The organism is Rathayibacter sp. AY2B5 (genome assembly GCF_002931645.1).
In the GTDB taxonomy this organism is placed as follows: domain Bacteria; phylum Actinomycetota; class Actinomycetes; order Actinomycetales; family Microbacteriaceae; genus Rathayibacter.
On the sequence record NZ_PSUE01000001.1, the window covers coordinates 197,769 to 222,354 of the forward strand.

Below are 24,586 nucleotides of genomic sequence, written 5' to 3' on the forward strand. Positions count from 1 at the left end.
ACGACCCCCTCCGCCTCCTCGACGGACCGCGGGCCGCTCGCGTGAGCGCCACCGCGATCGCGCCGGAGACGGAGGACGCCTCTCCGTCCCGCTCCCGCTGGGGTCTGCTCCGGAGGATCCCGTGGTGGATCCAGGTGCTCCTGGTCTTCGCCGTGTCCCGGGTCGTCACGACCGTGATCATGCTCCGTGTCGGCGCCGTGCGTCAGGGCGTCGAGTGGACGGGACTCCGCGACACCTACGTCCGGTTCGCGACGACGTGGGACGGCGGCTGGTACGAGCGGATCGGGATGACGGGGTACCCGTCGGTCCTGCCGCTCTCGCCGTCCGGAGCCGTGGAGCAGAACCCCTGGGCGTTCATGCCCGTCTACCCGTTCACCGTCCGCGGCCTGATGAACATCACCGGGCTCGACTGGGCGAACGCGGCGGTGCTCGTCGCCCTGGTCTGCAGTGCAGCGGCGTGCCTGGTGATCTACCGGCTGTTCCGCGTCTCGCTCAGCGAGGGCCAGGCGCTGATGGGGATCGTCTTCTTCTGCGTCGCTCCGACGTCCCCGATCCTGCAGATCGGCTACGCGGAGTCCGGCGGCATCCTCCTGACGGCCGTGCTGCTCCTCCTGCTGGTGCGCCGCAAGTGGATCTGGACGTTCCCCGTCGTGCTGGTCGTGGGGCTCCTGCGCCCGAGCGGTCTCGCGATCGCGGCGATGACGGGCCTCTACTTCCTCTACCGCGTCTGGCGGCACGTGCGCGGCACCGAGCCGTTCGCCCGCCGGGAGTTCGCCTTCACGGTCTCCCTCACGGTCTGGTCCCTCGCGGTGGGGTTCGCCTGGCTGCTCATCGCCTGGGCCGTGACCGGCTCCTTCACCGCGTACACCGACACCGAGCTCGCCTGGCGCAGCGTCTTCATCGGCGAGGGCGAGCTCATCCCCTTCACCTCCTGGTTCGCCGGCGGGGGCTGGTGGGGAGGCCTCTGGTTCGGCTCGCCGATCACGGGCATGGGCATCACCGTCGTGGTGGTGCTCGGATTCCTGGCGATCCTGTTCTCGCGGGCCACGCGCAGCCTCGACGTCTTCTCGCGGCTCTGGGTCGGCGGCTACGCGATCTACCTCTTCGCGTTCTTCTACCCGCAGTCGAGCACGTTCCGCATCCTGATGCCGATGTTCCCGCTGGCCGGGGCGCTCGCGGTGCCGCGGTCGACCCTCCTGAGGGTGTTCGTGGTGGCCGCATCGATCGTCGGGCAGATCGTCTGGGTGCTGCTGTGCTGGGTGTTCACCCCGGGCGACTGGTCCCCGCCGTGATCGGCTGACGCCCGACTTCCGGGCGCGGTTCGGAACACCCCCGCGGATGCACGATAATAGGGGGATACGTCACGAAAGGGGAACTCTATGGCGGCCATGAAGCCGAGGACCGGAGACGGACCGATGGAGGCTGTTAAGGAGGGCCGACTCATCGTCGTGCGCGTTCCGCTCGAAGGAGGCGGACGCCTCGTCGTCTCGGTCAACGATGCAGAGGCGAAAGAGCTGCACGACGCGCTCGCGTCGGTGGTGTCTCCCGCCTGATCCGCACCGTCGTGAACGCCCGTCGCACACCGTGCGGCGGGCGTTCCGTCTTTCCTCGGTCGGCCGCGCTCGTCAGGCGCGGCGCTTGTTGGCCTGCAGCAGGCCGTCGCCGATCGGCGAGAGCACGCTGACCACGGCGGGGGAGGCGCAGACCTCGGCCACCAGCGTGCGGAACGCCGTCGCGATCTCGTCGCGCTGCGCGGGATTGGCCACGCGTCCGCGCCAGAGCGCGTGGGGGACGAGGACCGTCCCGCCCGGACGGACGAGCCGCAGCGCGTGCTCGACGTTCTCGATGACCTGCAGCGGATCGCCGTCGACGAAGACGATGTCGTAGGAGTTCTCGTTCATGCGGGGCAGCACCTCGAGGGCGCGGCCCGGGATGAGCCGGAGCCGGTTGGGCGAGATGCCCGCCTCGTGGAACTGGGCGCGCGCGTGCTGCTGGTGCACCGCCTCGGAGTCGATCGAGGTGAGCATGGCCTCGGGGGCGCCGTCGAGCAGCCACAGGCCGCTCACTCCGGTGCCGGTGCCGATCTCGATGATGGAGGTCGCGCGCGCCGCGGCGGCGACCAGCGCGGCCTGCGCTCCGATCGAGGGGGAGACGGCGTCGATGCCCAGCTCGACCGAGAGCCGGCGGGCCGAGGCGATGGCCTCCGACTCGACGACCGCGTCCTCGGCGTACTTCCAGTTGGCATCCTTGTCGGACACGGGGGCGCTCCTCTGATCGGTGCACCGAGCGGATCGCGCCCGGGCATCGTCAGGGTACGGTGGCGCGCGGGCTCCGCGAGGGAGGCGCGGCGGGTTAGTGTTGTCCTCGTGTTCGGTCTGACGTTCGACAAGCTCCTCATCATCGGGGTCATCGCTGTCTTCGTGCTGGGTCCCGACCGCCTCCCGCACTACGCCGCCCAGCTCGGGCAGCTCGTGCGCAAGGTGCGCGGATTCGCCACGCAGGCCCGGGAGCGCGTCAAGGACGAGATGGGCGACGAGTTCAACGACGTCGACTGGAAGAAGCTCGACCCGCGCCAGTACGATCCCCGCCGCATCATCCGCGACGCCCTGCTCGAGGACGATCCGGCCCCCACCGTGAAGCCGCCCACCGCTGTCGCCGCTCCGGTCGTGCCGGGCGGCACCGGCTCCGCGCAGGACAGCTACTACACGACGATGCAGCGCTCCGTCTCGTCCGGCACGCTCTCGAGCGTCGCGCCGCCGCCGATCGACTCCGAGGCCACCTGAGCCCTGCTCCGCGAGGAGCGTCGGGCGGGCGTCTCGACCGACGCCGCCCGCACGAAGCCGCGCGGAGGCGTCAGCCGACGGCGAGCGGAAGACGACGGCCGGTCAGTCCCCGCGGCCGCGCGGCGAGCGTCGCCGCCAGGGCGTCGATCGCCCGGGCGGCAGGATCCTCCGGATCGCCGACGACGACGGGCACGCCCTCGTCGCCCCCCGCCCGCAGCGCGACGGAGATCGGCAGCGACGCGAGTAGCGGCACCTCGTCGCCCGTCGCAGTGAGCCGACGCGCGACCTCGGCCCCGCCTCCGCTGCCGAAGAGCTCCAGCACCGAGCCGTCGGGCTGCGGAAGCCCCGACATGTTCTCGACCACTCCGACGATGCGCTGGCCCGATTGGCGGGCGAGCGCGCCGCTGCGCTCGGCCACGTCGGCGGCCGCCGGCTGCGGGGTGGTGACGATGAGGACCTCCGCATGCGGGAGCAGCTGCCCGATGGAGATCGCCACATCCCCCGTGCCGGGAGGCAGGTCGAGCAGGAGCACGTCGAGGTCGCCGAAGTACACGTCGGTGAGGAACTGGGAGATCGTGCGGTGCAGCATGGGTCCGCGCCAGGAGACGGCCGCCCCCCGGGTGTCGCCCTCGAGGAACATCCCGATCGAGATGACCTTCACGCCGTGCGCCACCGGCGGCAGCATCAGTTCGCCGACGCGGGTGGGCCCCGCGACGCGCCCGTCGTGCATCAGGCCGAGCAGGCCGGGGATGGAGAAGCCGTGCACGTCGGCGTCTACGAGGCCGACCGCGAGCCCCCGCTGAGCGAGGGCGACCGCGAGGTTGGCGGTGACGGTCGACTTGCCGACACCGCCCTTGCCGCTGGTGACCGCGTACACGCGGGTGAGCGAGTCCGGGCCGAAGGGCATGCTCCGGCGGCCGCCCTGGAGGCGCTCGGTGAGGGCGGTGCGCTGCGCCGGCGTCATCACTCCGACCACGACGTCGACCGCCGTGACTCCGGGAGCCGAGGCCGCGGCCTCGCGTACGTCGCGCTCGATCGCGGAGGCGGCCGGGCAGCCGACGATGGTCAGCCGGATCGCGACGCGGACCGCTCCGTCGACGGCCGCCTCGACCGACTCGAGCATGTCGAGCTCGGTGATGGGCTTCCGGATCTCCGGATCGACGACCCGGGCCAGCGCCGTCCTGACGGCGGTCTCGATGGCGGCGACGTCAGGCATCGCGCCGCTCGGGCTCCTGCGCCCGATCCTTCTCGAGCTCCTCGAGGAGGCCGCGCAGCTCCGAGCGGATGAAGTCCTTGCTCGCCATGTCGCGTATCGCCAGGCGCAGGGCCACGACCTCGCGCGCGAGGTACTCGGTGTCCGCGAGGTTGCGCTCGGCCCGCTGCCGGTCCTGCTCGATCTGGACGCGGTCGCGGTCGTCCTGGCGGTTCTGCGCGAGCAGCAGCAGCGGCGCGGCGTAGGAGGCCTGCAGCGAGAGGATCAGCGTCAGCACCGTGAAGCCGAGGGCCTGCGAGTCGAAGCGCGCGTCCGCGGGCCCGTAGGTGTTGAACATCAGCCAGAAGACGCAGAAGATCGTCATGCCGACCAGGAACCACGGCGTGCCCATGCCGCGGGCGAACGACTCGGTCAGGCGGCCGAAGCGGTCGCTGCTCGGGCGGTTCCGCCGCGAGAGGACGCGGGTGCGCAAGCCCTTGGGAGCGTCCAGGCGCCGGTCCTGCTTGGTGTCCCTAGCCACGCGCGCCCCTCCGTCCCCGTCGTGTCCTGCCTGTCGCCGCGGGTGCCGGCGGCACGAGCGGGACGCCCTGCGTCGCCGTCGTCACCGGCTTCCTCGGTTCGTCGTCGTCGCCGTGGCTGCGCCAGTCGTCGGGGAGGAGGTAGTCGAGGACGTCGTCGATGGTCACGACGCCGACGAGGCGGTGGGACGCGTCGACGACGGGCACCGAGACGAGGTTGTAGCTGGCCAGGATCCGGGCGACCTCGGCCGCCGAGGTCTCGGGCGTGATCGGGTCCATGCTCTGGTCGAGCAGGGTGCCGAGGCGCTCGTGCGGCGGGTAGCGGAGCATCCGCTGGAAGTGCACCATGCCGAGGAAGCGGCCGGTCGGCGGCTCGTAGGGCGGCAGCGTGACGCAGACGGCGGCGCCGAGGGCCGGGGCGAGCTCGTGGCGGCGGATGAGGGCGAGACCCTCGGCGACGGTCGCCTCGGAGGAGACGATGATCGGCTCCGTGGTCATCAGACCGCCGGCGGACTCCGGGGCGTAGGTGAGGAGCATGCGGACGTCGTCCGCCTCCTCCGGCTCCATCAGCTCCAGGAGCGCCTCGCCGCGCTCCTCCGAGAGCTGGGCGATCAGGTCGGCCGCGTCGTCCGGCTGCATCTGGTCGAGGACGTCGGCGGCGCGGTCGTCGTCGAGCCGGCCGAGGATCTCGACCTGCTCGCTCTCGGGCATCTCCTCGAGCACGTCCGCGAGGCGGTCGTCCGAGAGCTCGCCGGCGACCTCGAGCATCCGCTGCTGCGGCAGGTCGAGGAGCGTGCTGGCGAGGTCGGCGGGCTTGAGCTCGGAGAGGCTGGCGACGTACTGCTCGGCGGACTGCGCCTCGGTCGAGACGCTCTCGCGGACCTCGCGCCAGCCGGCGAAGGCGGTCGCGCCCTTGGCGAAGGGGGAGGGGCTGGTCTTGGGCCGGCGGACGAAGAGCTGCGCGAGCTCCCACTCGCCGGGAGCGGCCTCCTCGATCGCGACGTCCTCGACGACCGCGTCACCGGAGCCGTCCACGAAGCTCACCCGGCGGCCGAGGAGCTCGGCGATGACGCGGACCTCGCCGCCCCGCTGCTCGAAGCGGCGCACGTTGATGAGCCCGGTGGTGATGATCTGGCCGCTGCCGATGCTGGTGACCCGGCCGATCGACACGAAGACCCGACGGCGCCCGGGGATCTCGACCACCAGGCCGACCACCCGCGGGGCGTCGTTCTGCCGGTAGACCAGGAGCACGTCGCGGACCTTGCCGACGCGATCGCCGGCCGGGTCGAAGACACTGCATCCGGCCAAGCGCGCGACGAAGACTCTGGCGGAACTCACGGCTACAAACCTAGTCCCGTGCAGCCGGGCGGACGCCGAGCGTTCCCGGCTCGCCCTCGGCCGGTTCTCCGAATCCGTTCAGAGACCTTCAAGTGGCCTGTGCGATTCTGTCCGGGTGACTCAGCAGACGCCGTTCAGCGGCCGAGGGCCGGCCTTCCCCACGATCCCGCGCGGGGAGATCCTCGCCACGTTCGACACGTACCAGGAGGCGCAGGCCGCCGTCGACGTGCTCGCCCGCGCCGACTTCCCGGTGCGCCAGCTCGCCATCATCGGCAACGAGCTCAAGAGCGTCGAGCGGGTGACCGGCAAGCTCACCTGGGGCCGCGTCGCCCTCGCCGGAGCGGCCTCCGGCGCCTGGCTCGGTGTCTTCCTGGGCCTCCTGCTCATCATCTTCTCGCCGACGACGGAGTTCTCCTTCCTCATCGCGGCGGTCCTCCTCGGCGCCGGCTTCGGGATGCTCTTCGGGCTCGCCTCCTACGCCGTGAACCGCCGCCGTCGCGACTTCACCTCGACCATGCAGGTGATCGCGACAAGCTACTCCGTGCTCGTGGACCCCGAGGTGGTCAACCGCGCGCGCAACCTGCTCGACGGCGGCACCTCCCCGGCGGAGGCGCCGCAGACGGCCTGGGCTCCGCCGCCCGCCGCGGTCGGCGACCCGCAGCCGCAGCCCGTCCGCCCCGAGGACGACCCGCGCTGACGATCCTCCACGAAGGCCCCCGGTCCGCCGGGGGCCTTCGTCATTCCGGGGGCGGGGCGGCTCAGGCGGAGCCGACGGGCGGGAGGACGATGTCGACCGCGAGACCCCGGGGGGAGCGGTTGACCAGGGCGACCGTCCCGCCGGCCGAGAGCACGGTGGTGTGCACCAGGGCCAGCCCCAGACCGCTGCCGCCGGAGGCGAGGGTCCGGGAGTCGTCCGGGCGGGAGAAGCGGTCGAAGGCGACCGGGATGAAGGCGTCGGGCATCCCCGGTCCGTCGTCCGAGACGCTGAGCATCAGGCGCCCGTCCGACTGCGAGAGGGAGGCGACGATCATGCCGCCGCCGTTCATCGCCTGGATCGCGTTCCTCACGAGGTTGTCGATCACCCGGCCGAAGTCCTGGGACGCGACCGCGTAGAGCCGCACCGGCTCGCGCTCGTCGATCTCGTAGTCGATCTCCACCCCCGACTCCGAGGCGAGCAGGCGGGTGCGGTCGACGGCGCCCACCAGCTCGTCGACGAGCTCGGCGAAGGGAGCGGTCGGGCGGACGGTGCGGCTCTCGATGCGCGAGATGTCGAGGAGGGCGGATGCGAGGCGCACGAGCCGGTCGACGCTCTTCTGCGCGTCGAGGATGACCCGGTCGACCGCGACCGGGTCGTCGACGCGGTGGTGGGCGATCTCGAGCTGGGCGGAGAGCGCGGCGAGGGGAGTGCGGAGCTCGTGGCTCGCATCCGACACCATCTGCTTCTCCCGGGCCAGCGACGCGGTCTGCTTGGTCAGGAACGCGTTCAGCGTCACCGCGAGCTCGTCGATCTCGTCGCGCGTGCCGACGACCGGGAGCTGGTCGCCCTGCCCGGGCTCGGCGGCGATCTGATCCGCGCGCGCCCGCATCCGGCGCACCGGGGCGAGGGCCGCGCCCGTCAGGATCCACGAGGCGAGCCCGAACGTGACGACGAGGAAGATCGCGGCGTAGACGAGCACGTGGGCGAAGTCGTCGAGGACGAGCTGCGACGCGGCCTGATCGCGGGCGGAGGCGACCTGCCAGACGCCGCGATCGCTCTCGATGGCCGTGAAGCGGACCAGGTAGCTGCCGTTCGCCGTCGTCACGTCGGCGTACCGGGGCGAGGTGTCGGCCGGCTCCTCCGCCAGAGCGCTGAGCACCTCGCCGCTCAGGCGCGAGGGCATGGTCGAGGTGCTGACGCTCCCGTCGGGCGCGAGAGCGAGGAACAGCTGGCCCGTCGACGAGCCCTGCGTGCGCGGGACGTTGCCCGCCGAGATGTCGCGGCGCACCTCGTCCTCGATCGACATCAGGATCGTCCGCTCGCTGCGGTCGACGATGCCGGTGACCACCTGGTAGAAGAGCAGCGCCGCGAGCGCGAAGAGGGCGGTCGCCACAGCGACCGTTCCCACGGTGATCCTCGCGCGGATCGAGAGCGCGCCGACCCGGCGGCGTGCCGTGCTCATCCGCGACACGGGCTATTCGACCGGGCGGAGGAAGTAGCCCTTGCCGCGGACGGTAACGATGCTGACGCCCGTGTCCTCGGTCGGGAGCTTCTTGCGCAGGTAGCTGACGTACTGGTCGACGATGTTGTTGTCGACGATCTCGCCGCCGCCCCAGATCTCGGAGAGGATCCGCTGGCGGGTCACGACGGAGCCGACGGGAGTGATGAGGAGCTTGAGGAGCTCGAGCTCCTTCGGGCTGACGTGGATGCGCGAGCCGTCGGCGGTGCGCCGGATGCTCGATCCGTCCACGGTGATGCGTCCGACGTCGATCGAGGTGGACATCAGCGACGGGCTGCGGCGCAGGAGGGCCCGGAGGCGCGCGTTGAGCTCGGTGAACGCGAACGGCTTGGTCAGGTAGTCGTCCGCTCCGGCGTCGAGGCCGAAGACGCGGTCCTCGATCGCGTCCCGCGCGGTCAGCAGCATGATCGGCGTGGGCCGGCCGAGCTCGCGGATCCGGCGGCAGATCTCGAAGCCCGACATCGCCGGCAGCATGACGTCCACGATGGCGGCCGAGAACTCGGCGTTGCTGAACGCGACGAGCGCGTCGATGCCGTTCGTGGTCAGCACGGCCTCGTAGCCGGCGTCTTCGAGGCCGCCGACGAGGGCCTCACCCATGGCTGGATCGTCTTCGACGACAAGGATCTTCACGCGCTCACCCTACGGCCCGGCTCCCAGGAGGACGCACTGGGCGGGCCGTGTGTCGATCGGATGCGGGATCGACCCATCCGATCGGCGCTGGGCGACGAATGAGGAGCAACAGACCGCTCGGGGGCGTGGCGGGAGAGGCGCGATCAGTGGCGCATTTCTACTCTTCTCTCCCCGTCGGCCCGATGATCCTGTTCGCGAAGTTCACCTCTACCGTCACCCGAAGGCGGCACAAAAATGCTCAATATTCTTTCCATCTGGGCGCGTCTCGCGCTGTCGGTCCTCCTGTGGATCGTCGTTCTTCCCGTCATGCTCGTCCTGCTGCCGTTCCGCACGGGCAGGAGCGCCTCGCTCCCCGCCCTGCGACCGGTGCCGGTTCCCGCACCGACGGTGGCGATCGACACCCGGAGCACCAGCGGCGCGTACTAGGCCCACTTCCCGGTCGTTCCGGGCTCGACGCCCCGCTCCCATGAGCTCCGGCGTCGTCCGCCCACCGATCCCCGACGCCCGAACAGCCTGCCTCTCTCCGCCAGGAGGGGGCGCGGCTGTTCGTCGTTCCCCGGGTCGATCCCGACTGACCGACAGATGTCGATTTCGGCTCCTCTCGATCGCGAGCCGCGTCAAGCCCTTCGCAGAATCTCAGGGACTGGCAATACAGTGCTCGCACATGGTTCACCGATCGGAAGGAACGCGGATGCTCCGCGCCACGCTCGACACCGCTGGGATCCAGCTCGATTCGACCACGGGATCCCCCGTGCGCCCCGACACCCCGGTCTCGGTGGTCGCGTCGGCGCCTCAGAGCCTGATCTCGCGGATGCTCGGACGCCGCCGCTGCGAAGCCTGCGGAGCGGCCTCGGCCCGTCGCCGCGACGGCTTCTGCTCGGCCGACTGCGCCGGCACCTTCCACCTCTACGAGTGAGCCCGACCGGCCGAGTGCCGGTGGTGAACGTCCCGAAGGCCCGTGATCGACGATCGCGGGCCTTCGTGCTGTCTCGGGAGTGTCGGAGCGCCGGGTGAGGAGCGCCACGGTCGGACTCGGTCGCCCACCGGGTGACGCCGCTCGGTCCGTGATGGAGGGGTGCGCCTCGAGGGGCGTCGAGCACCGGAGCTGAGCGCCCATGTGCGAGGAAGGAGAGCGGAGGACCGCGGGTGTGCCCCCAGTAGGATTCGAACCTACGCCCCTGCCTCCGGAGGGCAGTGCTCTATCCCCTGAGCTATGGGGGCCAGGAGTGCCTGACCACATTAGCACCCGGGCGGGGCGGGCCCCGACGCCGGGAGCGGTCCTCGCGCATGCCACGATGGAGCCATGCTGCGCACTGTCTCCGCCTCGCTGGATCTGCGTCTGAACGGCCCGACCGACCTGATCTTCCTGGTGGCGGCGACGCCCACGGGCGACTCGTTCGAGGACTCCTTCACCGTCCGGCTCGACGGGCAGGACGTGCCGGTGCGGGAGTTCCCGGCGCGGCACGGCGCCCGCGTGCACCGCGTCGCGGGGAACGAGGGCGACCTGCGGGTCGAGTACCGGGCGCGGGTCGCCGGGCACGGCGCTCCGGACGAGCCGAGCGAGCTCGAGCTCGTCGAGTACCTGCGGCCGAGCCGGTACGCCGAGGCGGACGTGCTCGGAGGGATCGCCCGGCGCGAGTTCGGGCGGGCCCGGGGCTTCGAGGCGCTGACGGCCGTCGAGGAATGGGTGCATGGCCACCTGTCGTACGTCTACGGCTCGACGGTCGGCACCGGGGGAGCGGCGCAGGTCATCGAGAGCGGCCAGGGCGTGTGCCGGGACTTCGCGCACACGGTCGCCGGGCTGCTCCGCGCTCTCGACATCCCCGCCCGGGTGACGGCGGTCTACGCGCCGGGCCTCGAGCCACGCGACTTCCACGCGGTCACGGAGGCCTGGGCCGGCGGCGCCTGGCACGTCGTGGACGCGACCCGGCTGGCTCCGCGCGGGTCGATGCTGCGCATCTCGTCCGGCCGGGACACGGCCGACACCGCGTTCCTCAGCAGCTACCTGACGGACCTGCGCCTGACCGGGATGAGCGTGGAGGCCGACTGCGACGCGGCGCTCGTCGACGACCACGTCTCGCCGGTGCGCCTGGGCTGACGCCGGGGCTCAGTCGGCGAGGACGCCGATCGCCGACCGCACGAGCGGCTCGGGGTCGCCCGGCTCGACGAAGGAGGCGCTGGACGCCTCGATCCAGTACTCGCCGACGAAGGCGTCCGCGACGCCCCGCCCCTCGGCCACCTGGTAGTAGCCCTCGATCTCCGGCGGCTTGCCGTAAGTGGGGACGGCCTTGCTGGTGGTGAAGAACTCGTTCTTGAGCGCCTCGATCACCGCGGGGTCGAGGTGGGCCACGGCCAGCTGCAGCTCGGCGCCCGAATCGTCGGACCATCCGCAGACCAGGCCGTCGTACTGGGCGATCTCCTCGGAGACGGCAGTGGTCCCGATGCCGTCGTCCGGGGAGAATCCGCCCCACAGGCCCGCGAGCGCCGAGGCCGGGACCAGCTGCTCGCAGGCGAGGGGGATCGGCGTGCCGCTGACGGCGCCGCTCGCGCTCGGCTCCGGGTCGGCCGCGGGGGAGCAGCCGGAGAGGGCCGCCGCGGCGAGGGCGACGAGGAGGAGGGCGGCGGGACGGCGCATGCGTCGCACCCTAGCAACGCCGCCCTGCCGAGCGGCCCCGCGGTGCAGGAGGGACGGGGGGCGCGGGCGCGGCGGCCGGTAGAATCGCTCCCCGTGACTCCCGAACAGCTCGCCGCCTCCCTGCACGCCCTCGTCCTCGACGCCGTGCAGCGACGGGGGAGCGATGCGGGCGTCGAGCTCTCGGACGTCGTGCTGGAGCGCCCGAAGAACCGCGACCACGGCGAGTGGGCCTCGAACATCGCGATGAAGCTCGCGAAGCGGGTCGGCGCGAACCCGCGCGAGCTCGCCGCCGAGCTGGCCGAGGGGCTGGGCGCGGTCGAGGGCGTCGCCACGGTCGAGGTCGCCGGTCCCGGCTTCCTCAACGTCCGGCTCGAGGCCGCGGCCGCGGGCGCCCTTGCCGGCGCGATCGTCGAGGCGGGCGAGGCCTACGGCACCGGGTCCGCCTACGCCGGCGTCCGGATGAACCTCGAGTTCGTCTCCGCCAACCCCACCGGCCCCATCCACATCGGCGGGACGCGCTGGGCGGCGGTCGGCGACAGCCTGGCCCGGATGCTCCTCTCGCAGGGCGCCGAGGTGACCCGGGAGTACTACTTCAACGACCACGGCGCGCAGATCGACCGCTTCACGCGGAGCCTCCTCGCCGCCCACCGCGGCGAGCCGACCCCGGAGGACGGCTACGGCGGCGCCTACATCGGCGACATCGCCGAGCGCGTCGCGGCCGCCTACCCGGGCGACCTCGCCGTCCTGCCCGAGGAAGAGCTCGCCGAGACCTTCCGCTCGATCGGCGTCGAGCTGATGTTCGGCGAGATCAAGCAGAGCCTGCACGAGTTCGGCGTCGACTTCGACGTGTACTTCCACGAGAACTCCCTGCACGAGTCGCGTGCCGTCGACCGCGCGATCGAGCGCCTCCGCGAGCTCGGGCACATCTTCGAGGCGGACGGCGCCACCTGGCTGCGGACCACCTCGTTCGGCGACGACCGCGACCGCGTCATCATCAAGAGCGACGGGGAGGCGGCCTACATCGCGGGCGACCTCGCCTACTACCTCGACAAGCGCGAGCGCGGCTTCGATCGGGCGATCATCATGCTCGGCGCCGACCACCACGGCTACATCGGCCGGATGATGGCGATGTGCGCGGCGTTCGGCGACACCCCGGGCGTGAACCTCGAGATCCTGATCGGCCAGCTGGTCAACCTGCTCCGCGACGGCGAGGCGGTCCGGATGTCCAAGCGGGCGGGGACCGTCGTCACGATGGAGGACCTCACGGAGGCCGTCGGCGTGGACGCCGCGCGCTACTCGCTGGTGCGCTCCTCGGCCGACTCGACCCTCGACATCGACCTCGACCTGCTGACCAAGCGGAGCAACGACAACCCCGTCTACTACGTGCAGTACGCCCACGCGCGCACCCGCCAGGTCGCGGCGAAGGCCGCGGCGTCGGGCGTCCCCGTCGAGCCGTTCGCGCCCGAGACGCTGGTGCATCCGACCGAGTCGGCGCTGCTCGGCGGCCTGCAGGAGTTCCCGCGCATCGTGGCGCACGCCGCGGAGCTGCGCGAGCCGCACCGCGTCGCGAGGTACCTCGAGGAGGTCGCCGGCCTCTACCACCGCTGGTACGACAACTGCCGGGTCGTGCCGCAGGGCGAGGACCCGGTCGAGTCCGTGCACTCGACCCGGCTGCGCCTGAACGAGGCGACCGGGCAGGTGCTCCGCAACGGGCTCTCCCTGCTGGGCGTCACGGCCCCGGACCGGATGTGAGCGCGTCGGGGGCGGCGCCGCGGCGCCGGCGCGGGGGACGCGCGGCCGTGGTGGTCGTCGTGGTGCTGGTGCTGCTCGTGGTCGCGGCGGTGGTGGGCGACTCGCTCGCCCGCCGCGCCGTCGCGGACCGCGCCGCCGCGAGCCTCCGCGAGGCGCTCGCACTGCCCGCGGACCGGGCGGTGGACGTCGACGTCGCCGGCTGGGCCGTGCTCCCGCAGCTCGTCTCGGGGCGGCTGGACCGGCTCGACCTGCGCAGCCCGGACGTGACGTTCGGCGAGCTCGACGGCGACGTCGCCGCGACCCTGATCGGGGTGCCGGTGAGCGGCGTCGGAGCTGTCGAGTCGGGCAGCACGACGGTCGCGATCGACGCGGCCTCGGTCTCGCGGCTCGTCAGCGAGCGCAGCACCGTTCGTGTCGACGAGGTGACCCTGGACGCTCCGCTCGTGCGCGTGACCGCCTCCGTCGAGGTGCTGGGTCTCCGGCTCGGCGCGGGCGTGGGGATGGAGCTCGCCGCCGTGGACGGCGCCATCCGGCTGACCCCGGCCGAGGTCTCCGCCGCCGGTGCGACCTTCTCGGCGACCGACTTCCGCGACCGCTTCGGCGCCGTCTCCGGCGACCTGCTCGCTCCGTCCTCCGTGTGCATCGCGGACTCGGTGCCGCGCGGACTGACGCTGACCGGAGTCGAGGTCGCCGACGAGTCGCTGAACGCGAGCTTCGCGCTCTCTCCGACGTTCCTCAGCGACCCCGCGGAGCAGGAACCGGGCACGTGCGCCTGAGCCCGCGCGGCGCCGCCGCCCCGGACCGGTAGGATCGGAGCCCTGTGCCGGCGTCTTCCGCGGGCCGAACACTGACATCGCTGGCTTCAGGGGTCAATCCGGACCCGCTCGCCCCGCAGTGACGCTCCCACTCTCTCCTGTGAGGTCTCACCCGTGGACACCGTCGACGCCCGCGCCCGCGCCCCCCGGCATCCGCTCGCGCCTGAGTGGCTGCACACGCCCGCCGACCCGAACGCCCTGGCCGACGGCGTGTGGCCGGACAGCGCCGAGCGCGGCGAGGACGGCGGGATCCGGATCGCCGGAGTGCCCGTCGCCGAGCTGGTGCGCGAGCACGGCACTCCTCTCTACGTGGTGGACGAGGCCGACGCCCGCCGCCGGGCCGTCGAGATGCGCGAGGTCTTCGCCCGCGAGCTCGGCCGCATCGGCACCGGCGTCACGGTCTACTACGCGGGCAAGGCGTTCCTCTCGACCGAGGTCGCCCGCTGGATGCGCGACGAGGGCCTGAACCTCGACCTCTCCAGCGGCGGCGAGATGGCAGTGGCCCTCGCCGCCGGGATCGAGCCCGAGCGCTTCGGCCTCCACGGCAACAACAAGTCGCTCCGCGAGATCGACAGGGCCGTCGAGGTGGGCGCGGGCACGATCGTGCTCGACAGCCTCGTCGAGATCGAGCGCGTCGCAGCCGCGGCCGAGCGGCACGGCCGCGTGCAGGCGGTGCGCCTCCGGGTCAACAGCGGAGTGCACGCGCACACCCACGAGTTCCTCGCCACGGCGCACGAGGATCAGAAGTTCGGCCTCGCACTCGCCGACTGCCCGGCCGCGGTCGCCTGCATCCGCTCCTTCTCCTCCCTGCGGTTCCTCGGGCTGCACTGCCACATCGGATCCCAGATCTTCGGCTCCGCCGGGTTCGCGGAGTCGGCGTCGCGCCTGCTCGACGTCCACGCGGCACTGCTCGCGGACGGCCCCGTGCCGGAGCTCAACCTCGGCGGCGGCTTCGGCATCGCGTACACCAGTGCCGACGACCCGACCCCGATCGCCGAGATCGCGGCCGCCGTCGCCGACGCGGTCGCCGAGCAGTGCTCCGCCCGCGGCGTCCCGGTGCCGCACATCGCGATCGAGCCCGGCCGCTCGCTGATCGGGCCCGCCGGCGTCACCCTCTACGAGGTGGGCACCGTGAAGGACGTGACGGTCGGCTCCGAGGGCTCGACCGCGGTCCGCCGCTACGTCAGCGTCGACGGCGGCATGAGCGACAACGCCCGTCCGGCGCTCTACGGCGCCGACTACACGGCGCGGATCGCCGACCGCTCCTCCTCGGCCGAGCCCGCCCTCGTGCGGGTGGCCGGGAAGCACTGCGAGTCGGGCGACATCGTCGTCCACGACGACTTCCTGCCCGCGGACGTGCGGCCGGGCGACCTGCTCGCCGTCGCCGCGACCGGCGCCTACTGCTGGTCGCTCGCCAGCAACTACAACTACCTCGGGCGCCCCCCGGTGGTCGCCGTCCGCGACGGGCGCTCGCGCGTCCTCGTGCGCGGCGAGACCGAGGAGGACCTCCTCCGCCGCGACGCCGGCATCGAACGAAAGGCCACCTCCCGATGATCGAGTACCGCAGCCTCCGCGTCGCCCTGCTGGGCGCCGGGTCCGTCGGTGCCCAGGTGGCGCGCCTCCTGCTCGACCACGGCGACGAGCTCGCCCAGCGCGTGGGGGCGCCGCTGGAGCTCGTGGGCGTGGCCGTCAGGGACGTGGACGCGCCCCGCACCGCCGACATCCCGAAGCACCTGCTCACCACCGACGCCGAGTCGCTGATCCTGGGCGCCGACATCGTGGTCGAGCTGATCGGCGGGCTCGAGCCCGCCCGCAGCCACATCCTCACGGCGATCTCGTCGGGCGCGGACGTGATCACAGCCAACAAGGCGCTGCTCGCCGCCCACGGCAACGAGCTCTTCGAGGCCGCCGACCAGGTGGGCGCCCAGCTCAACTACGAGGCGGCCGTCGCCGGCGCGATCCCGATCATCCGTCCGCTGCGCGACAGCCTCGCGGGCGACCGGGTCCACCGCATCCTCGGCATCGTGAACGGCACGACCAACTACATCCTCGACCGGATGGACACCGAGCACGCGAGCCTCGAGGACGCGCTCGCCCGCGCGACCGAGCTCGGCTATGCCGAGTCCGACCCGACCGCCGACATCGAGGGCTACGACGCGGCGCAGAAGGCGGCGATCCTCGCCCGCCTCGCGTTCCACACCGACGTCCCGGTCACCCTGGTGCACCGCGAGGGCATCACCGGCATCACGAAGGCGCAGGTCGACCAGGCCCGCGACTCCGGCTACGTGATCAAGCTGCTCGCGATCTGCGAGCGGCTGACCGACGCCAAGACCGGCGTGGAGGGCGTGTCCGCGCGGGTCTACCCCGCGCTCGTGCACCGCTCCCACCCGCTCGCGGCCGTGCACGGGGCCAACAACGCGGTCTTCGTCGAGGCGGAGGCGGCCGGCGACCTGATGTTCTACGGCGCCGGCGCCGGCGGGATCGAGACGGCCTCCGCCGTCCTCGGCGACGTCGTGTCGGCCGCCCGCCGCCACGTCGTCGGCGGCCCCGGCCTGGTGACCAGCGCGAGCTCCGGGCTCGCGGTCCTCCCGATCGGCCACGTCACCACCCGGTACCAGGTCACCCTCGAGGTGCTCGACCGCCCCGGCGTGCTCGCGCAGATCGCGGGCGTCTTCGCCGACCACGGCGTCTCGGTCGAGACCCTGGTGCAGACCCCGCCCGGCGCCGACCCGCTGGAGGAGCAGGGCGGTGCGGAGCGGCGCGAGCCGACCGCTACCCTGGTCATCGGCACGCACGCCGCGGCGGAATCCGATCTGGCGGCCACCGTCACCGCCCTCCATTCGCATGGTTTCGTCGGCGCCGTGACGTCCGTTCTACGAGTTGAAGGAGCCTGAGATGGCCAAGCAGTGGCGCGGAGTCCTGCACGAGTACGCGGACCGCCTCGATGTCACCGAGGCGACCCCGGTCATCACTCTCGGCGAGGGCGGCACGCCGCTCATCCCCGCGGCGGCGCTCTCGGCGCGCACGGGCGCGAAGGTGTGGGTCAAGTACGAGGGCATGAACCCGACCGGCTCCTTCAAGGACCGCGGCATGACCATGGCGATCTCGAAGGCCGTCGAGCACGGCGCGAAGGCCGTCATCTGCGCCTCGACCGGCAACACCTCCGCGTCGGCCGCCGCCTACGCGACGCACGCCGGAATCACCGCGGCCGTCCTGGTGCCGGAGGGCAAGATCGCCCTGGGCAAGCTCAGCCAGGCGATCGCGCACAACGCGCAGCTGCTGCAGGTGCAGGGCAACTTCGACGACTGCCTCGACATCGCCCGCGACCTCGCGAAGAACTACCCGGTCCACCTGGTCAACTCGGTGAACCCGGACCGCATCGCCGGCCAGAAGACCGCGGCCTTCGAGGTCGTCGAGGTGCTGGGCGACGCGCCGGACTTCCACATCGTCCCGGTCGGCAACGCGGGCAACTACACCGCCTACTTCCGCGGCTACTCGGAGGAGCTGGAGCGCGGCGAGTCGACCCGCCTCCCGCGCATGTTCGGCTTCCAGGCCGAGGGCTCCGCTCCGATCGTGCACGGCGCCCCGGTCCGCCACCCCGAGACGATCGCCAGCGCGATCCGGATCGGCAACCCGGCCTCGTGGGAGCTCGCCCTGAACGCGCGCACCGTCAGCGACGGCTACTTCGGCGCGATCAGCGACGAGAAGATCCTCGAGGCGTACCGCATCCTCGCGGGCGAGGTCGGCGTCTTCGTCGAGCCGGCGTCGGCGATCAGCGTCGCGGGGCTCCTCGAGCGCGCCGAGGCCGGAGCGATCCCGAAGGACGCGACCGTCGTCCTGACGGTCACCGGCCACGGGCTCAAGGACCCGCAGTGGGCGCTCCGCACGGCCGACGGCGCGGACATCACGCCGACCGTCGTCCCGGTCGACACCGCCGCGATCGCGGACGTGCTGGGGCTGGCCGGCGCATGACCTCGGCGGTTCCCGTCGGCCGCACCGTCCACGTCAAGGTCCCCGCCACCTCGGCGAACCTGGGCCCCGGCTTCGACACGCTCGGCCTGGCGCTCTCGTTCTACGACGAGCTCGATGTGACGGCCGTCGCGGCCACGGGTGCGCGGGTCACCGTGCACGGAGTCGGCGAGGGCGAGGTGGCGACCGACGAGACGAACCTCGTCGTGCAGGCCATCGCGTACACGTTCGCCGACCAGCGGCAGGAGATGCCCGGCATCGAGGTGATCGCGCGCAACATCATCCCGCACGGCCGCGGGATGGGCTCGTCCGGCGCCGCGATCGTCTCCGGCATCATGGCCGCGAAGGGCCTGCTCGAGGGCGTCGTCGAGCTCGACTCGGACGACCTCCTCCGCATCGCCACCGAGATGGAGGGGCACCCCGACAACGTGGCGCCCGCACTGTTCGGCGGCCTCACCATCGCCTGGGTCGAGCCGCACGCCTCCGGCGCCGACGACTCGCCGCTGCGACCGCGCTCCAAGAAGCTCATGGTCCACCGCGGCGTGTCCCCGGTCGTCTTCGTGCCCGAGCACACCATGTCGACGCGGCTGGCACGCTCGCTGCAGCCGCAGAGCGTGCCGCACGAGGACGCGGTGTTCAACGTCTCGCGCTCCTCGCTCCTGATCGCCGCCCTCATCCAGAGCCCGGAGCTGCTGTTCGCGGCGACCGAGGACAAGCTGCACCAGAACTACCGCGCGGCCGCCATGCCCGAGACCTCAGCGCTGATCGCGCTGCTGCGCTCGCACGGCTACGCGGCGGTCGTCTCTGGTGCCGGACCGAGCGTCCTGGTGCTCTGCAGCGACCCCGCGCAGCGCCTCGCCGCCGCGGATCTGGTGGAGCGGGAGGCCCCCACGCCGTGGCGCGCGCACATGCTGGCCGTCGACTTCAAGGGTGCTACAGTGGGGACCGCATCCCGAGGAACCGCGTAACGAGCGGAATCTGTCCGACGGATCGTCCCGACAACCACGGCCATCACATCGTGTGAAGGGCGCCCCTGCTCCTCTTGCAGACCGGCGCCTGGTCTCCGGACCCTCTCCTCGCTCTCTGCGGCAGTCGGTCCCGGCGGCCGAGAGCATCGCGTGGATCAGAACACGCGATGGCACCGCACGGTCGATGAGCTCTCCCGGTGAGCACTCGTTCCCGGGGGGAAGGAACCCTCTCCAGTGACAGACGTCAACACCCACGGCTCGGCCGTGGACCTCACCGCCGACCTCTCCGGTCTGCGCGTCGCCGAGCTCCAGGCTCTCGCGACGCGGCTCGGCCTCGGCGGCGCCTCCAAGCTCCGCAAGGGCGAGCTGGTCCAGGCCATCTCGGACCTGCGCGCCGCCTCCGCCGAGGACGCGCCCGCCGCGATCGCCGACGCGGTCGCTCCAGACGACGCAGCGGTCGCCCCGGACGTCGACGCCACCGGCGTCGAGGCCGAGCCGGCCGATGTGGCCGAGCAGTCCGCTCCGCAGCCCGAGGCGCCGGCGGAGCTGCCGACGCCCGTCGAGAGCACCGAGGCCGACACGGCCGACGTCCTCGAGCAGGCCGCGCCCATAGTCGACGAGCCCTCCGCGACGGCCGCCGAGTCGGCCCCCGTCGAGCTCGAGCTCCCCGCGGCGGCCGAGCCGGTCGCCGAGCCCGCCGAGCGCGCGCCCCGCCGACGCAGCTCGCGCCGCGCCTCCAGCGGCACCGTCGCCGCCGGCGAGCACCTCAACATCCCCGGCGGGACCGGCGTGGAGTCGCTGATCCCCGACCTCCCCGTCATCGAGCAGGACCGCGACGCCGACCAGGCTGCGAAGCCCGTCATCGACATCGAGCTGCCCAACGGGCCGGAGTCGGACGACTCCTCCCGCGAGGGCGGCCAGCGCGAGCGCCGCGGACGCCGCCGCAGCCGCGGGGGCGCCTCCGAGCAGGCCGAGCAGGCGCCCGCCGAGAACGACGCCGACTCCTCCGAATCCGGCGACCAGCAGGAGCAGCAGGGCGGAGACCAGCAGCAGAACGGCGACCAGCAGGGCACCGGCCGCGGCCGCAACCGACGCAACCGGAACCGCAACCGCGGGGACGACCGCCAGAACGACGCTCAGCAGAGCCCCGCCGCGCAGTCCCAGCCGCAGAACGGCCAAGGCGCGCGCGGCGCCGCGCAGTCCGAGGGCCAGCAGGCTCCTCAGCAGAACGGCTCCGGACAGCCCCAGAACGGCCAGCAGGCCGAGGGCGAGGACGGCCGCCGCAGCCGCTACCGCGACCGCAAGCGCCGCGGCGGAGCGATCGGCGACGACTTCGAGCCCGAGATCGGCGAGGACGACGTCCTCATCCCGGTCGCCGGCATCCTCGACGTCCTCGACAACTACGCCTTCGTGCGCACCACCGGGTACCTGCCCGGCGTCAGCGACGTCTACGTCTCCCTCGGCCAGGTCAAGAAGTACAACCTGCGCAAGGGCGACGCGGTCGTCGGCGCCATCCGCCAGCCCCGCGAGGGCGAGGGCGGCGGCCGCCAGAAGTACAACGCGATCGTCCGCGTCGACTCGATCAACGGCCAGACCGTCGAGGAGGCCGCTGCGCGCGTCGAGTTCCAGAAGCTCACGCCGCTCTACCCGACCGAGCGCCTGCGCCTCGAGACCGAGCCCGGCAAGCTGACCCAGCGGATCATCGACCTGGTCGCCCCGATCGGCAAGGGACAGCGCGGCCTGATCGTCGCGCCGCCCAAGGCAGGCAAGACCATCGTCCTGCAGCAGATCGCCAATGCGATCGTGCAGAACAACCCGGAGGTCCACCTGATGGTCGTCCTGGTCGACGAGCGTCCGGAGGAGGTCACCGACATGCAGCGCACCGTGCGCGGCGAGGTCGTCGCCTCCACCTTCGACCGCCCGGCCGAGGACCACACGACCGTCGCCGAGCTCGCGATCGAGCGCGCGAAGCGCCTGGTCGAGCTGGGCCACGACGTGGTCGTGCTGCTCGACTCCATCACCCGTCTCGGCCGCGCCTACAACGTGACCGCTCCTCCCTCGGGCCGCGTGCTCTCGGGCGGCGTGGACGCCTCGGCGCTGTACCCGCCGAAGAAGTTCTTCGGAGCGGCGCGCAACATCGAGAACGGCGGCTCGCTCACCATCCTCGCGACGGCGCTCATCGAGACCGGCTCGAAGATGGACGAGGTGATCTTCGAGGAGTTCAAGGGCACCGGCAACATGGAGCTCCGCCTCTCCCGTCACCTTGCCGACAAGAGGATCTTCCCCGCCGTCGACGTGAACGCCTCCGGCACGCGCCGCGAGGAGATGCTGCTCAGCGCCGACGAGGTCAAGATCACCTGGAAGCTGCGCCGCGCCCTCGCCGGGCTCGACCAGCAGCAGGCGCTGGAGATCATCCTGTCGCGCCTGAAGGAGACCTCGTCCAACGTCGAGTTCCTCATGCAGGTCTCGAAGTCGGCCGTCGGCCCGGCCACCGCCGGCCACGGCAACGGCCACCACTAGCGCCCCGACGTCCGCGGTCGCCCCTGTCACCGGGGGCGGCCGCGGGCGTTTTCGCGTCCCCGGGCGATGAGCCCGACCCCGACCACCTCCGGAAGCCAGGACCCCATGTTCGAATCCGTCAGCGTCCTCCTCGCCGAGCACGAGGACCTGCAGACGCAGCTCTCCGACCCGGCCCTCCACGCCGATGCCGCCCGCGCCAAGAAGGTCAACCGGCGCTACGCGGAGCTGAGCCAGATCAAGTCGGCCCACTCCGCCTGGATCCAGGCCGGCGAGGACCTCGAGGCCGCGCGCGAGCTCGCCCGCGAGGACGAGGCCTTCGCGGAGGAGGTCCCCGAGCTGGAGGAGTCGCTGCGGGTGGCGCAGGAGAAGCTGCGGCGCCTGCTCATCCCGCGCGACCCCGACGACGGCCGCGACGTCATCATGGAGATCAAGGGCGGCGAGGGCGGAGCCGAGAGCGCGCTGTTCGCAGCCGACCTCCTCCGGATGTACCTCCACTACGCCGAGGCGAAGGGCTGGAAGACGGAGATCCTGGACCGCGACGAGTCCGACCTCGGCGGCTACAAGAACGTGCAGGTCGCGATCAAGAGCAACGCCACCGATCCCTCGCAGGGCGTGTGGGCGCACCTCAAGTACGAGGGCGGCGTGCACCGGGTGCAGCGCGTCCCCGTGACCGAGTCGCAGGGGCGGATCCACACCTCGACCACGGGCGTGCTCGTGTTCCCCGAGGTGGACGCGCCCGAGGAGGTCGCGATCAACCAGAACGACCTGAAGATCGACGTCTACCGCTCCTCCGGTCCCGGCGGGCAGTCCGTCAACACGACCGACTCCGCCGTGCGGATCACCCACCTCCCGACCGGCATCGTCGTCTCGATGCAGAACGAGAAGAGCCAGCTGCAGAACCGTGAAGCGGGCATGCGCGTGCTGCGCGCCCGCATCCTGGCCCGCCAGCAGGAGGAGATCGCCGCGGCGGCCTCGGACGCGCGCAAGACGCAGATCCGCACGATGGACCGCTCCGAGCGCATCCGGACCTACAACTTCCCCGAGAACCGCATCGCCGACCACCGCACCGGCTACAAGGCGTACAACCTCGACGGAGTGATGAACGGCGCGCTCGACCCGGTGGTGGAGAGCGCCATCCAGGCCGACGAGGAGGCCCGCCTGGCCGACATCGGCTCCGAGGAGGCGTGACCCTCGTGACCACCGGCGTCGACGCGCGCACCCTCCTCGCGGACGCGGTCGCCCGCCTCGCCGCCGCCCGCGTCCCCACACCGGACGTCGACGCGGAGCTGCTTCTCGGGCACCTGCTCGGGCTCGGCCGCGGCCGGCTGCAGGCGCGCCTCATCACGGGGCTGACCGTCGACGACGAGCACGCCGCGGCGTTCGCGAGCGTGATCGAGCGCCGGTCGGCTCGCGAGCCCCTGCAGCACATCACCGGGATCGCACCGTTCCGCTCGCTCGAGCTCGCGGTCGGACCCGGCGTGTTCGTCCCGCGACCCGAGACCGAGGGCGTCGCGCAGATCGCGATCGACGCGCTCCGCGCGGTCGTCGATCCGGAGCCGATCGCCGTCGACCTCGGCACGGGCAGCGGAGCCCTGGCGCTCGCGCTCGCGCACGAGGTGCCGCACGCGCGCGTGATCGGCGTGGAGAACGCTCCCGAGGCGTTCATCTGGGCCCGCGGCAACCGCGAGCGGCTCGGGCTCGAGAACGCCCGCATCGTCTTCGACGACCTCGCCCGGGCACTTCCCGAGCTGGACGGCACCGTCTCCGTCGTCGCCTCCAACCCGCCCTACATCCCGGCCGCCGCCGTCCCGCGCGACCCGGAGGTGCGCCTGTTCGACCCGCCCTCGGCGCTCTACGGCGGCGAGGACGGCCTGGACGTCGTCCGCTCGCTCTCGGCGACCGCCCTCCGCCTGCTCCGCTCCGGGGGAGTGCTGGTGATGGAGCACGGCGAGCTGCAGGGCGCCGATATCCGCGCCCTGCTCACTGCCGACGGCTGGCGCGGAGCGACCACGCAGCGCGACCTCACCGGCCGCGACCGCGCGACGGTGGCGGTGCGCTGAGGCGTCGCGGAGCTCTGCTAGCCTCAGCGGCGATCCGGTGGCCGCACCGGGCAGGCAGGCTCGGGAGGCTCGCATCGCCGCCGCACGCGATCGGCCGCGCCATGGGCTCCGCCGCCCGCTGCTGATCTTCCTGGCCGTCGTGGTGGTCGCGGCCCTCGTCGTGGTCGCCGTGCGGCTCCTCGAGCGGAGCGACGGAACTGCTCCCGTGGCCTGCGCGCCGTCGTCCGTTTCCGCGTCGCCCGCGCCTGCCATCGGCTCGGTCGACGACTACCTGGGCGGCCGGTCCTACCTCCGCGGCGTCAACGTGTTCGATCTGCAGTCGCGCGTCGACGTCGGAGTCGACTGCACCGCCGGGAATCCGGCCGAGAGCTACGAGTTCCTGGCGGACCGCGGGCTCACCCTGGTCCGGCTCGCGGTGCCCTGGTCGCTCCTGCAGCCGCAGGCCGACGGGGAGAGCACCGACGACGCTCTGGCGAAGGGGCTCGATCCGGCGGCGGTCGCGCTGCTCCGGACCGAGATCGCCGCCATCGGCGCCGCCGGCATGCGGGTCGTGCTCGACCTGCACAACAACGGCACCTATCCGGCGAGCCAGGGCGATCTGCCCGAGGGGACCGTCTGGTTCGGATCCGGGCTCTCGGTATCCCAGGCGCAGAGGGTCTGGACCCTGCTCGCGGCGGAGTTCCAGAACGACGGACGCATCGCCGCCTACGACCTCTTCAACGAGGTGAAGCGGTCGCTGGTCCCCGTCGAGACCTACAAGGCCTACACGCAGGCCGTGGTGTCGGCCGTCCGGGGAACCGGCGATCGGCACACGATCTGGGTCGAGGGGATGCGGGAGGCGACGACGGGCACGGTCGCCGCGATCGCACCCGACGGGCCGTGGATCCAGGACCCGCTGGACCGGATCGTGTACTCGCAGCACTTCTACCCCGGCGGCACGGGCACGACCCTGCGCTCGGACAAGCAGGGCGGCACCGACGAGCAGGTCTTCGTGGCGGCGGTGACGACCTTCGGGCAGTGGTGCCGGCGGTACGGGGTGCACTGCTCGGTCGGGGAGGTCGGCTGGCCCAGCGATCAGAGCCTCTCTCTCACCGCGGGCGGCGCGGGCTCCTGGACGGACGTCGGCGAAGCCTTCTACACAGCACCGACTGGCTGTTCCCGCTGATCGA

General features: G+C 72.3%; 24 protein-coding genes and 1 tRNA gene. 17 read left to right on the top strand and 8 right to left on the bottom strand.

Annotation, left to right across the window (positions count from 1 at the left end):
* Positions 1-41: 41 nt before the first annotated feature.
* Both C5C30_RS00840 and C5C30_RS00845 read left to right on the top strand, forming a co-directional pair.
* Positions 42-1,292, top strand: a complete 1,251-nt coding sequence (locus C5C30_RS00840; protein ID WP_104222988.1) for a hypothetical protein — start codon at positions 42-44, stop codon at positions 1,290-1,292.
* Between the two features lie 87 nt (positions 1,293-1,379).
* On the top strand, positions 1,380-1,553 hold the full coding sequence (locus C5C30_RS00845) for a DUF3117 domain-containing protein (protein WP_068208299.1): 174 nt from the start codon (positions 1,380-1,382) through the stop codon (positions 1,551-1,553).
* A 72-nt stretch (positions 1,554-1,625) separates the two neighbouring features.
* On the opposite strand, the gene C5C30_RS00850 is transcribed toward C5C30_RS00845, so the two are convergent.
* A complete protein-coding gene (locus C5C30_RS00850; protein WP_104222989.1) occupies positions 1,626-2,258 on the bottom strand; it encodes an O-methyltransferase in 633 nt (210 codons plus the stop codon).
* Positions 2,259-2,366: 108 nt separating this feature from the next.
* Between C5C30_RS00850 and C5C30_RS00855 the strand changes: the two genes are divergently transcribed.
* A complete protein-coding gene (locus tag C5C30_RS00855) occupies positions 2,367-2,783 on the top strand; it encodes a twin-arginine translocase TatA/TatE family subunit (protein ID WP_146076468.1) in 417 nt (138 codons plus the stop codon).
* Between the two features lie 70 nt (positions 2,784-2,853).
* Here the strand turns inward: C5C30_RS00855 and C5C30_RS00860 are convergent, their stop codons facing one another.
* Genes C5C30_RS00860 through C5C30_RS00870 form a run of 3 tightly spaced genes read right to left on the bottom strand, consistent with a single transcriptional unit; the run spans position 2,854 to position 5,852 of the window.
* On the bottom strand, positions 2,854-3,999 hold the full coding sequence (locus C5C30_RS00860; RefSeq protein ID WP_104232735.1) for an Mrp/NBP35 family ATP-binding protein: 1,146 nt from the start codon (positions 3,997-3,999) through the stop codon (positions 2,854-2,856).
* Positions 3,992-4,516 (bottom strand): DUF1003 domain-containing protein, encoded by a 525-nt coding sequence (locus tag C5C30_RS00865; protein ID WP_104222991.1) that lies wholly within the window; start codon positions 4,514-4,516, stop codon positions 3,992-3,994. The genes C5C30_RS00860 and C5C30_RS00865 overlap by 8 nt, the downstream gene beginning before the upstream one ends.
* On the bottom strand, positions 4,509-5,852 hold the full coding sequence (locus tag C5C30_RS00870; protein WP_104225554.1) for a magnesium transporter MgtE N-terminal domain-containing protein: 1,344 nt from the start codon (positions 5,850-5,852) through the stop codon (positions 4,509-4,511). Before C5C30_RS00870 ends, C5C30_RS00865 begins: the two co-directional genes overlap by 8 nt.
* A 115-nt stretch (positions 5,853-5,967) precedes the next feature.
* On the opposite strand from C5C30_RS00870, the gene C5C30_RS00875 reads away from it, so the two are divergent.
* Complete coding sequence (locus C5C30_RS00875; protein ID WP_258063423.1) at positions 5,968-6,549, top strand: general stress protein; 582 nt, start codon at positions 5,968-5,970, stop codon at positions 6,547-6,549.
* A gap of 61 nt (positions 6,550-6,610) precedes the next feature.
* Here C5C30_RS00875 and C5C30_RS00880 read toward each other — a convergent pair whose 3' ends face one another.
* Positions 6,611-8,011, bottom strand: a complete 1,401-nt coding sequence (locus C5C30_RS00880) for a cell wall metabolism sensor histidine kinase WalK (protein WP_146078762.1) — start codon at positions 8,009-8,011, stop codon at positions 6,611-6,613.
* 12 nt (positions 8,012-8,023) lie between these two features.
* Positions 8,024-8,698 carry a response regulator transcription factor gene (locus C5C30_RS00885; protein WP_258059273.1) on the bottom strand — a complete coding sequence of 225 codons (675 nt, stop codon included), beginning with the start codon at positions 8,696-8,698 and terminating at the stop codon, positions 8,024-8,026.
* Between the two features lie 234 nt (positions 8,699-8,932).
* Between C5C30_RS00885 and C5C30_RS00890 the strand changes: the two genes are divergently transcribed.
* Together C5C30_RS00890 and C5C30_RS00895 are read left to right on the top strand one after the other, a co-directional pair.
* Positions 8,933-9,124 (top strand): hypothetical protein, encoded by a 192-nt coding sequence (locus C5C30_RS00890; protein WP_104332999.1) that lies wholly within the window; start codon positions 8,933-8,935, stop codon positions 9,122-9,124.
* A 265-nt stretch (positions 9,125-9,389) separates the two neighbouring features.
* On the top strand, positions 9,390-9,614 hold the full coding sequence (locus C5C30_RS00895) for a hypothetical protein (protein WP_104222996.1): 225 nt from the start codon (positions 9,390-9,392) through the stop codon (positions 9,612-9,614).
* 233 nt (positions 9,615-9,847) lie between these two features.
* On the opposite strand, the gene C5C30_RS00900 is transcribed toward C5C30_RS00895, so the two are convergent.
* Positions 9,848-9,919: transfer RNA gene (locus C5C30_RS00900), tRNA-Arg, on the bottom strand.
* A gap of 82 nt (positions 9,920-10,001) precedes the next feature.
* Here C5C30_RS00900 and C5C30_RS00905 point away from each other — a divergent pair.
* The gene (locus tag C5C30_RS00905; protein ID WP_104323895.1) at positions 10,002-10,796 is read left to right on the top strand and encodes a transglutaminase family protein; all 795 of its coding nucleotides are present in this window, start codon (positions 10,002-10,004) and stop codon (positions 10,794-10,796) included.
* 9 nt (positions 10,797-10,805) lie between these two features.
* Here the strand turns inward: C5C30_RS00905 and C5C30_RS00910 are convergent, their stop codons facing one another.
* Positions 10,806-11,333 (bottom strand): hypothetical protein, encoded by a 528-nt coding sequence (locus C5C30_RS00910; protein WP_104333000.1) that lies wholly within the window; start codon positions 11,331-11,333, stop codon positions 10,806-10,808.
* Positions 11,334-11,426: 93 nt separating this feature from the next.
* Between C5C30_RS00910 and argS the strand changes: the two genes are divergently transcribed.
* The 10 genes from argS (at position 11,427) to C5C30_RS00960 (ending at position 24,582) form a co-directional block, all read left to right on the top strand.
* Positions 11,427-13,085, top strand: coding sequence for an arginine--tRNA ligase (gene argS, locus C5C30_RS00915; protein ID WP_104323894.1), 1,659 nt, complete (start codon positions 11,427-11,429; stop codon positions 13,083-13,085).
* Between the two features lie 47 nt (positions 13,086-13,132).
* Complete coding sequence (locus C5C30_RS00920; protein WP_181131402.1) at positions 13,133-13,861, top strand: LmeA family phospholipid-binding protein; 729 nt, start codon at positions 13,133-13,135, stop codon at positions 13,859-13,861.
* Between the two features lie 153 nt (positions 13,862-14,014).
* Complete coding sequence (gene lysA, locus C5C30_RS00925) at positions 14,015-15,454, top strand: diaminopimelate decarboxylase (RefSeq protein ID WP_104309058.1); 1,440 nt, start codon at positions 14,015-14,017, stop codon at positions 15,452-15,454.
* Entirely contained in the window at positions 15,451-16,794 is a 1,344-nt protein-coding gene (locus tag C5C30_RS00930) for a homoserine dehydrogenase (protein ID WP_104223002.1), read from the top strand. The genes lysA and C5C30_RS00930 overlap by 4 nt, the downstream gene beginning before the upstream one ends.
* Before the next feature lies 1 nt (position 16,795).
* Positions 16,796-17,872, top strand: a complete 1,077-nt coding sequence (gene thrC, locus C5C30_RS00935) for a threonine synthase (protein WP_104223003.1) — start codon at positions 16,796-16,798, stop codon at positions 17,870-17,872.
* Entirely contained in the window at positions 17,869-18,837 is a 969-nt protein-coding gene (thrB, locus tag C5C30_RS00940; RefSeq protein WP_104223004.1) for a homoserine kinase, read from the top strand. Before thrC ends, thrB begins: the two co-directional genes overlap by 4 nt.
* 234 nt (positions 18,838-19,071) lie before the next feature.
* Positions 19,072-21,357, top strand: a complete 2,286-nt coding sequence (rho, locus tag C5C30_RS00945) for a transcription termination factor Rho (RefSeq protein ID WP_104323891.1) — start codon at positions 19,072-19,074, stop codon at positions 21,355-21,357.
* A gap of 105 nt (positions 21,358-21,462) precedes the next feature.
* Positions 21,463-22,545: a peptide chain release factor 1 gene (prfA, locus tag C5C30_RS00950; protein ID WP_104225564.1), complete on the top strand. Its 1,083-nt coding sequence runs from the start codon at positions 21,463-21,465 to the stop codon at positions 22,543-22,545.
* Complete coding sequence (gene prmC, locus C5C30_RS00955) at positions 22,542-23,417, top strand: peptide chain release factor N(5)-glutamine methyltransferase (protein ID WP_104333002.1); 876 nt, start codon at positions 22,542-22,544, stop codon at positions 23,415-23,417. Before prfA ends, prmC begins: the two co-directional genes overlap by 4 nt.
* Before the next feature lie 139 nt (positions 23,418-23,556).
* Positions 23,557-24,582: a glycoside hydrolase family 5 protein gene (locus tag C5C30_RS00960; protein WP_181131404.1), complete on the top strand. Its 1,026-nt coding sequence runs from the start codon at positions 23,557-23,559 to the stop codon at positions 24,580-24,582.
* Positions 24,583-24,586 lie beyond the last annotated feature (4 nt).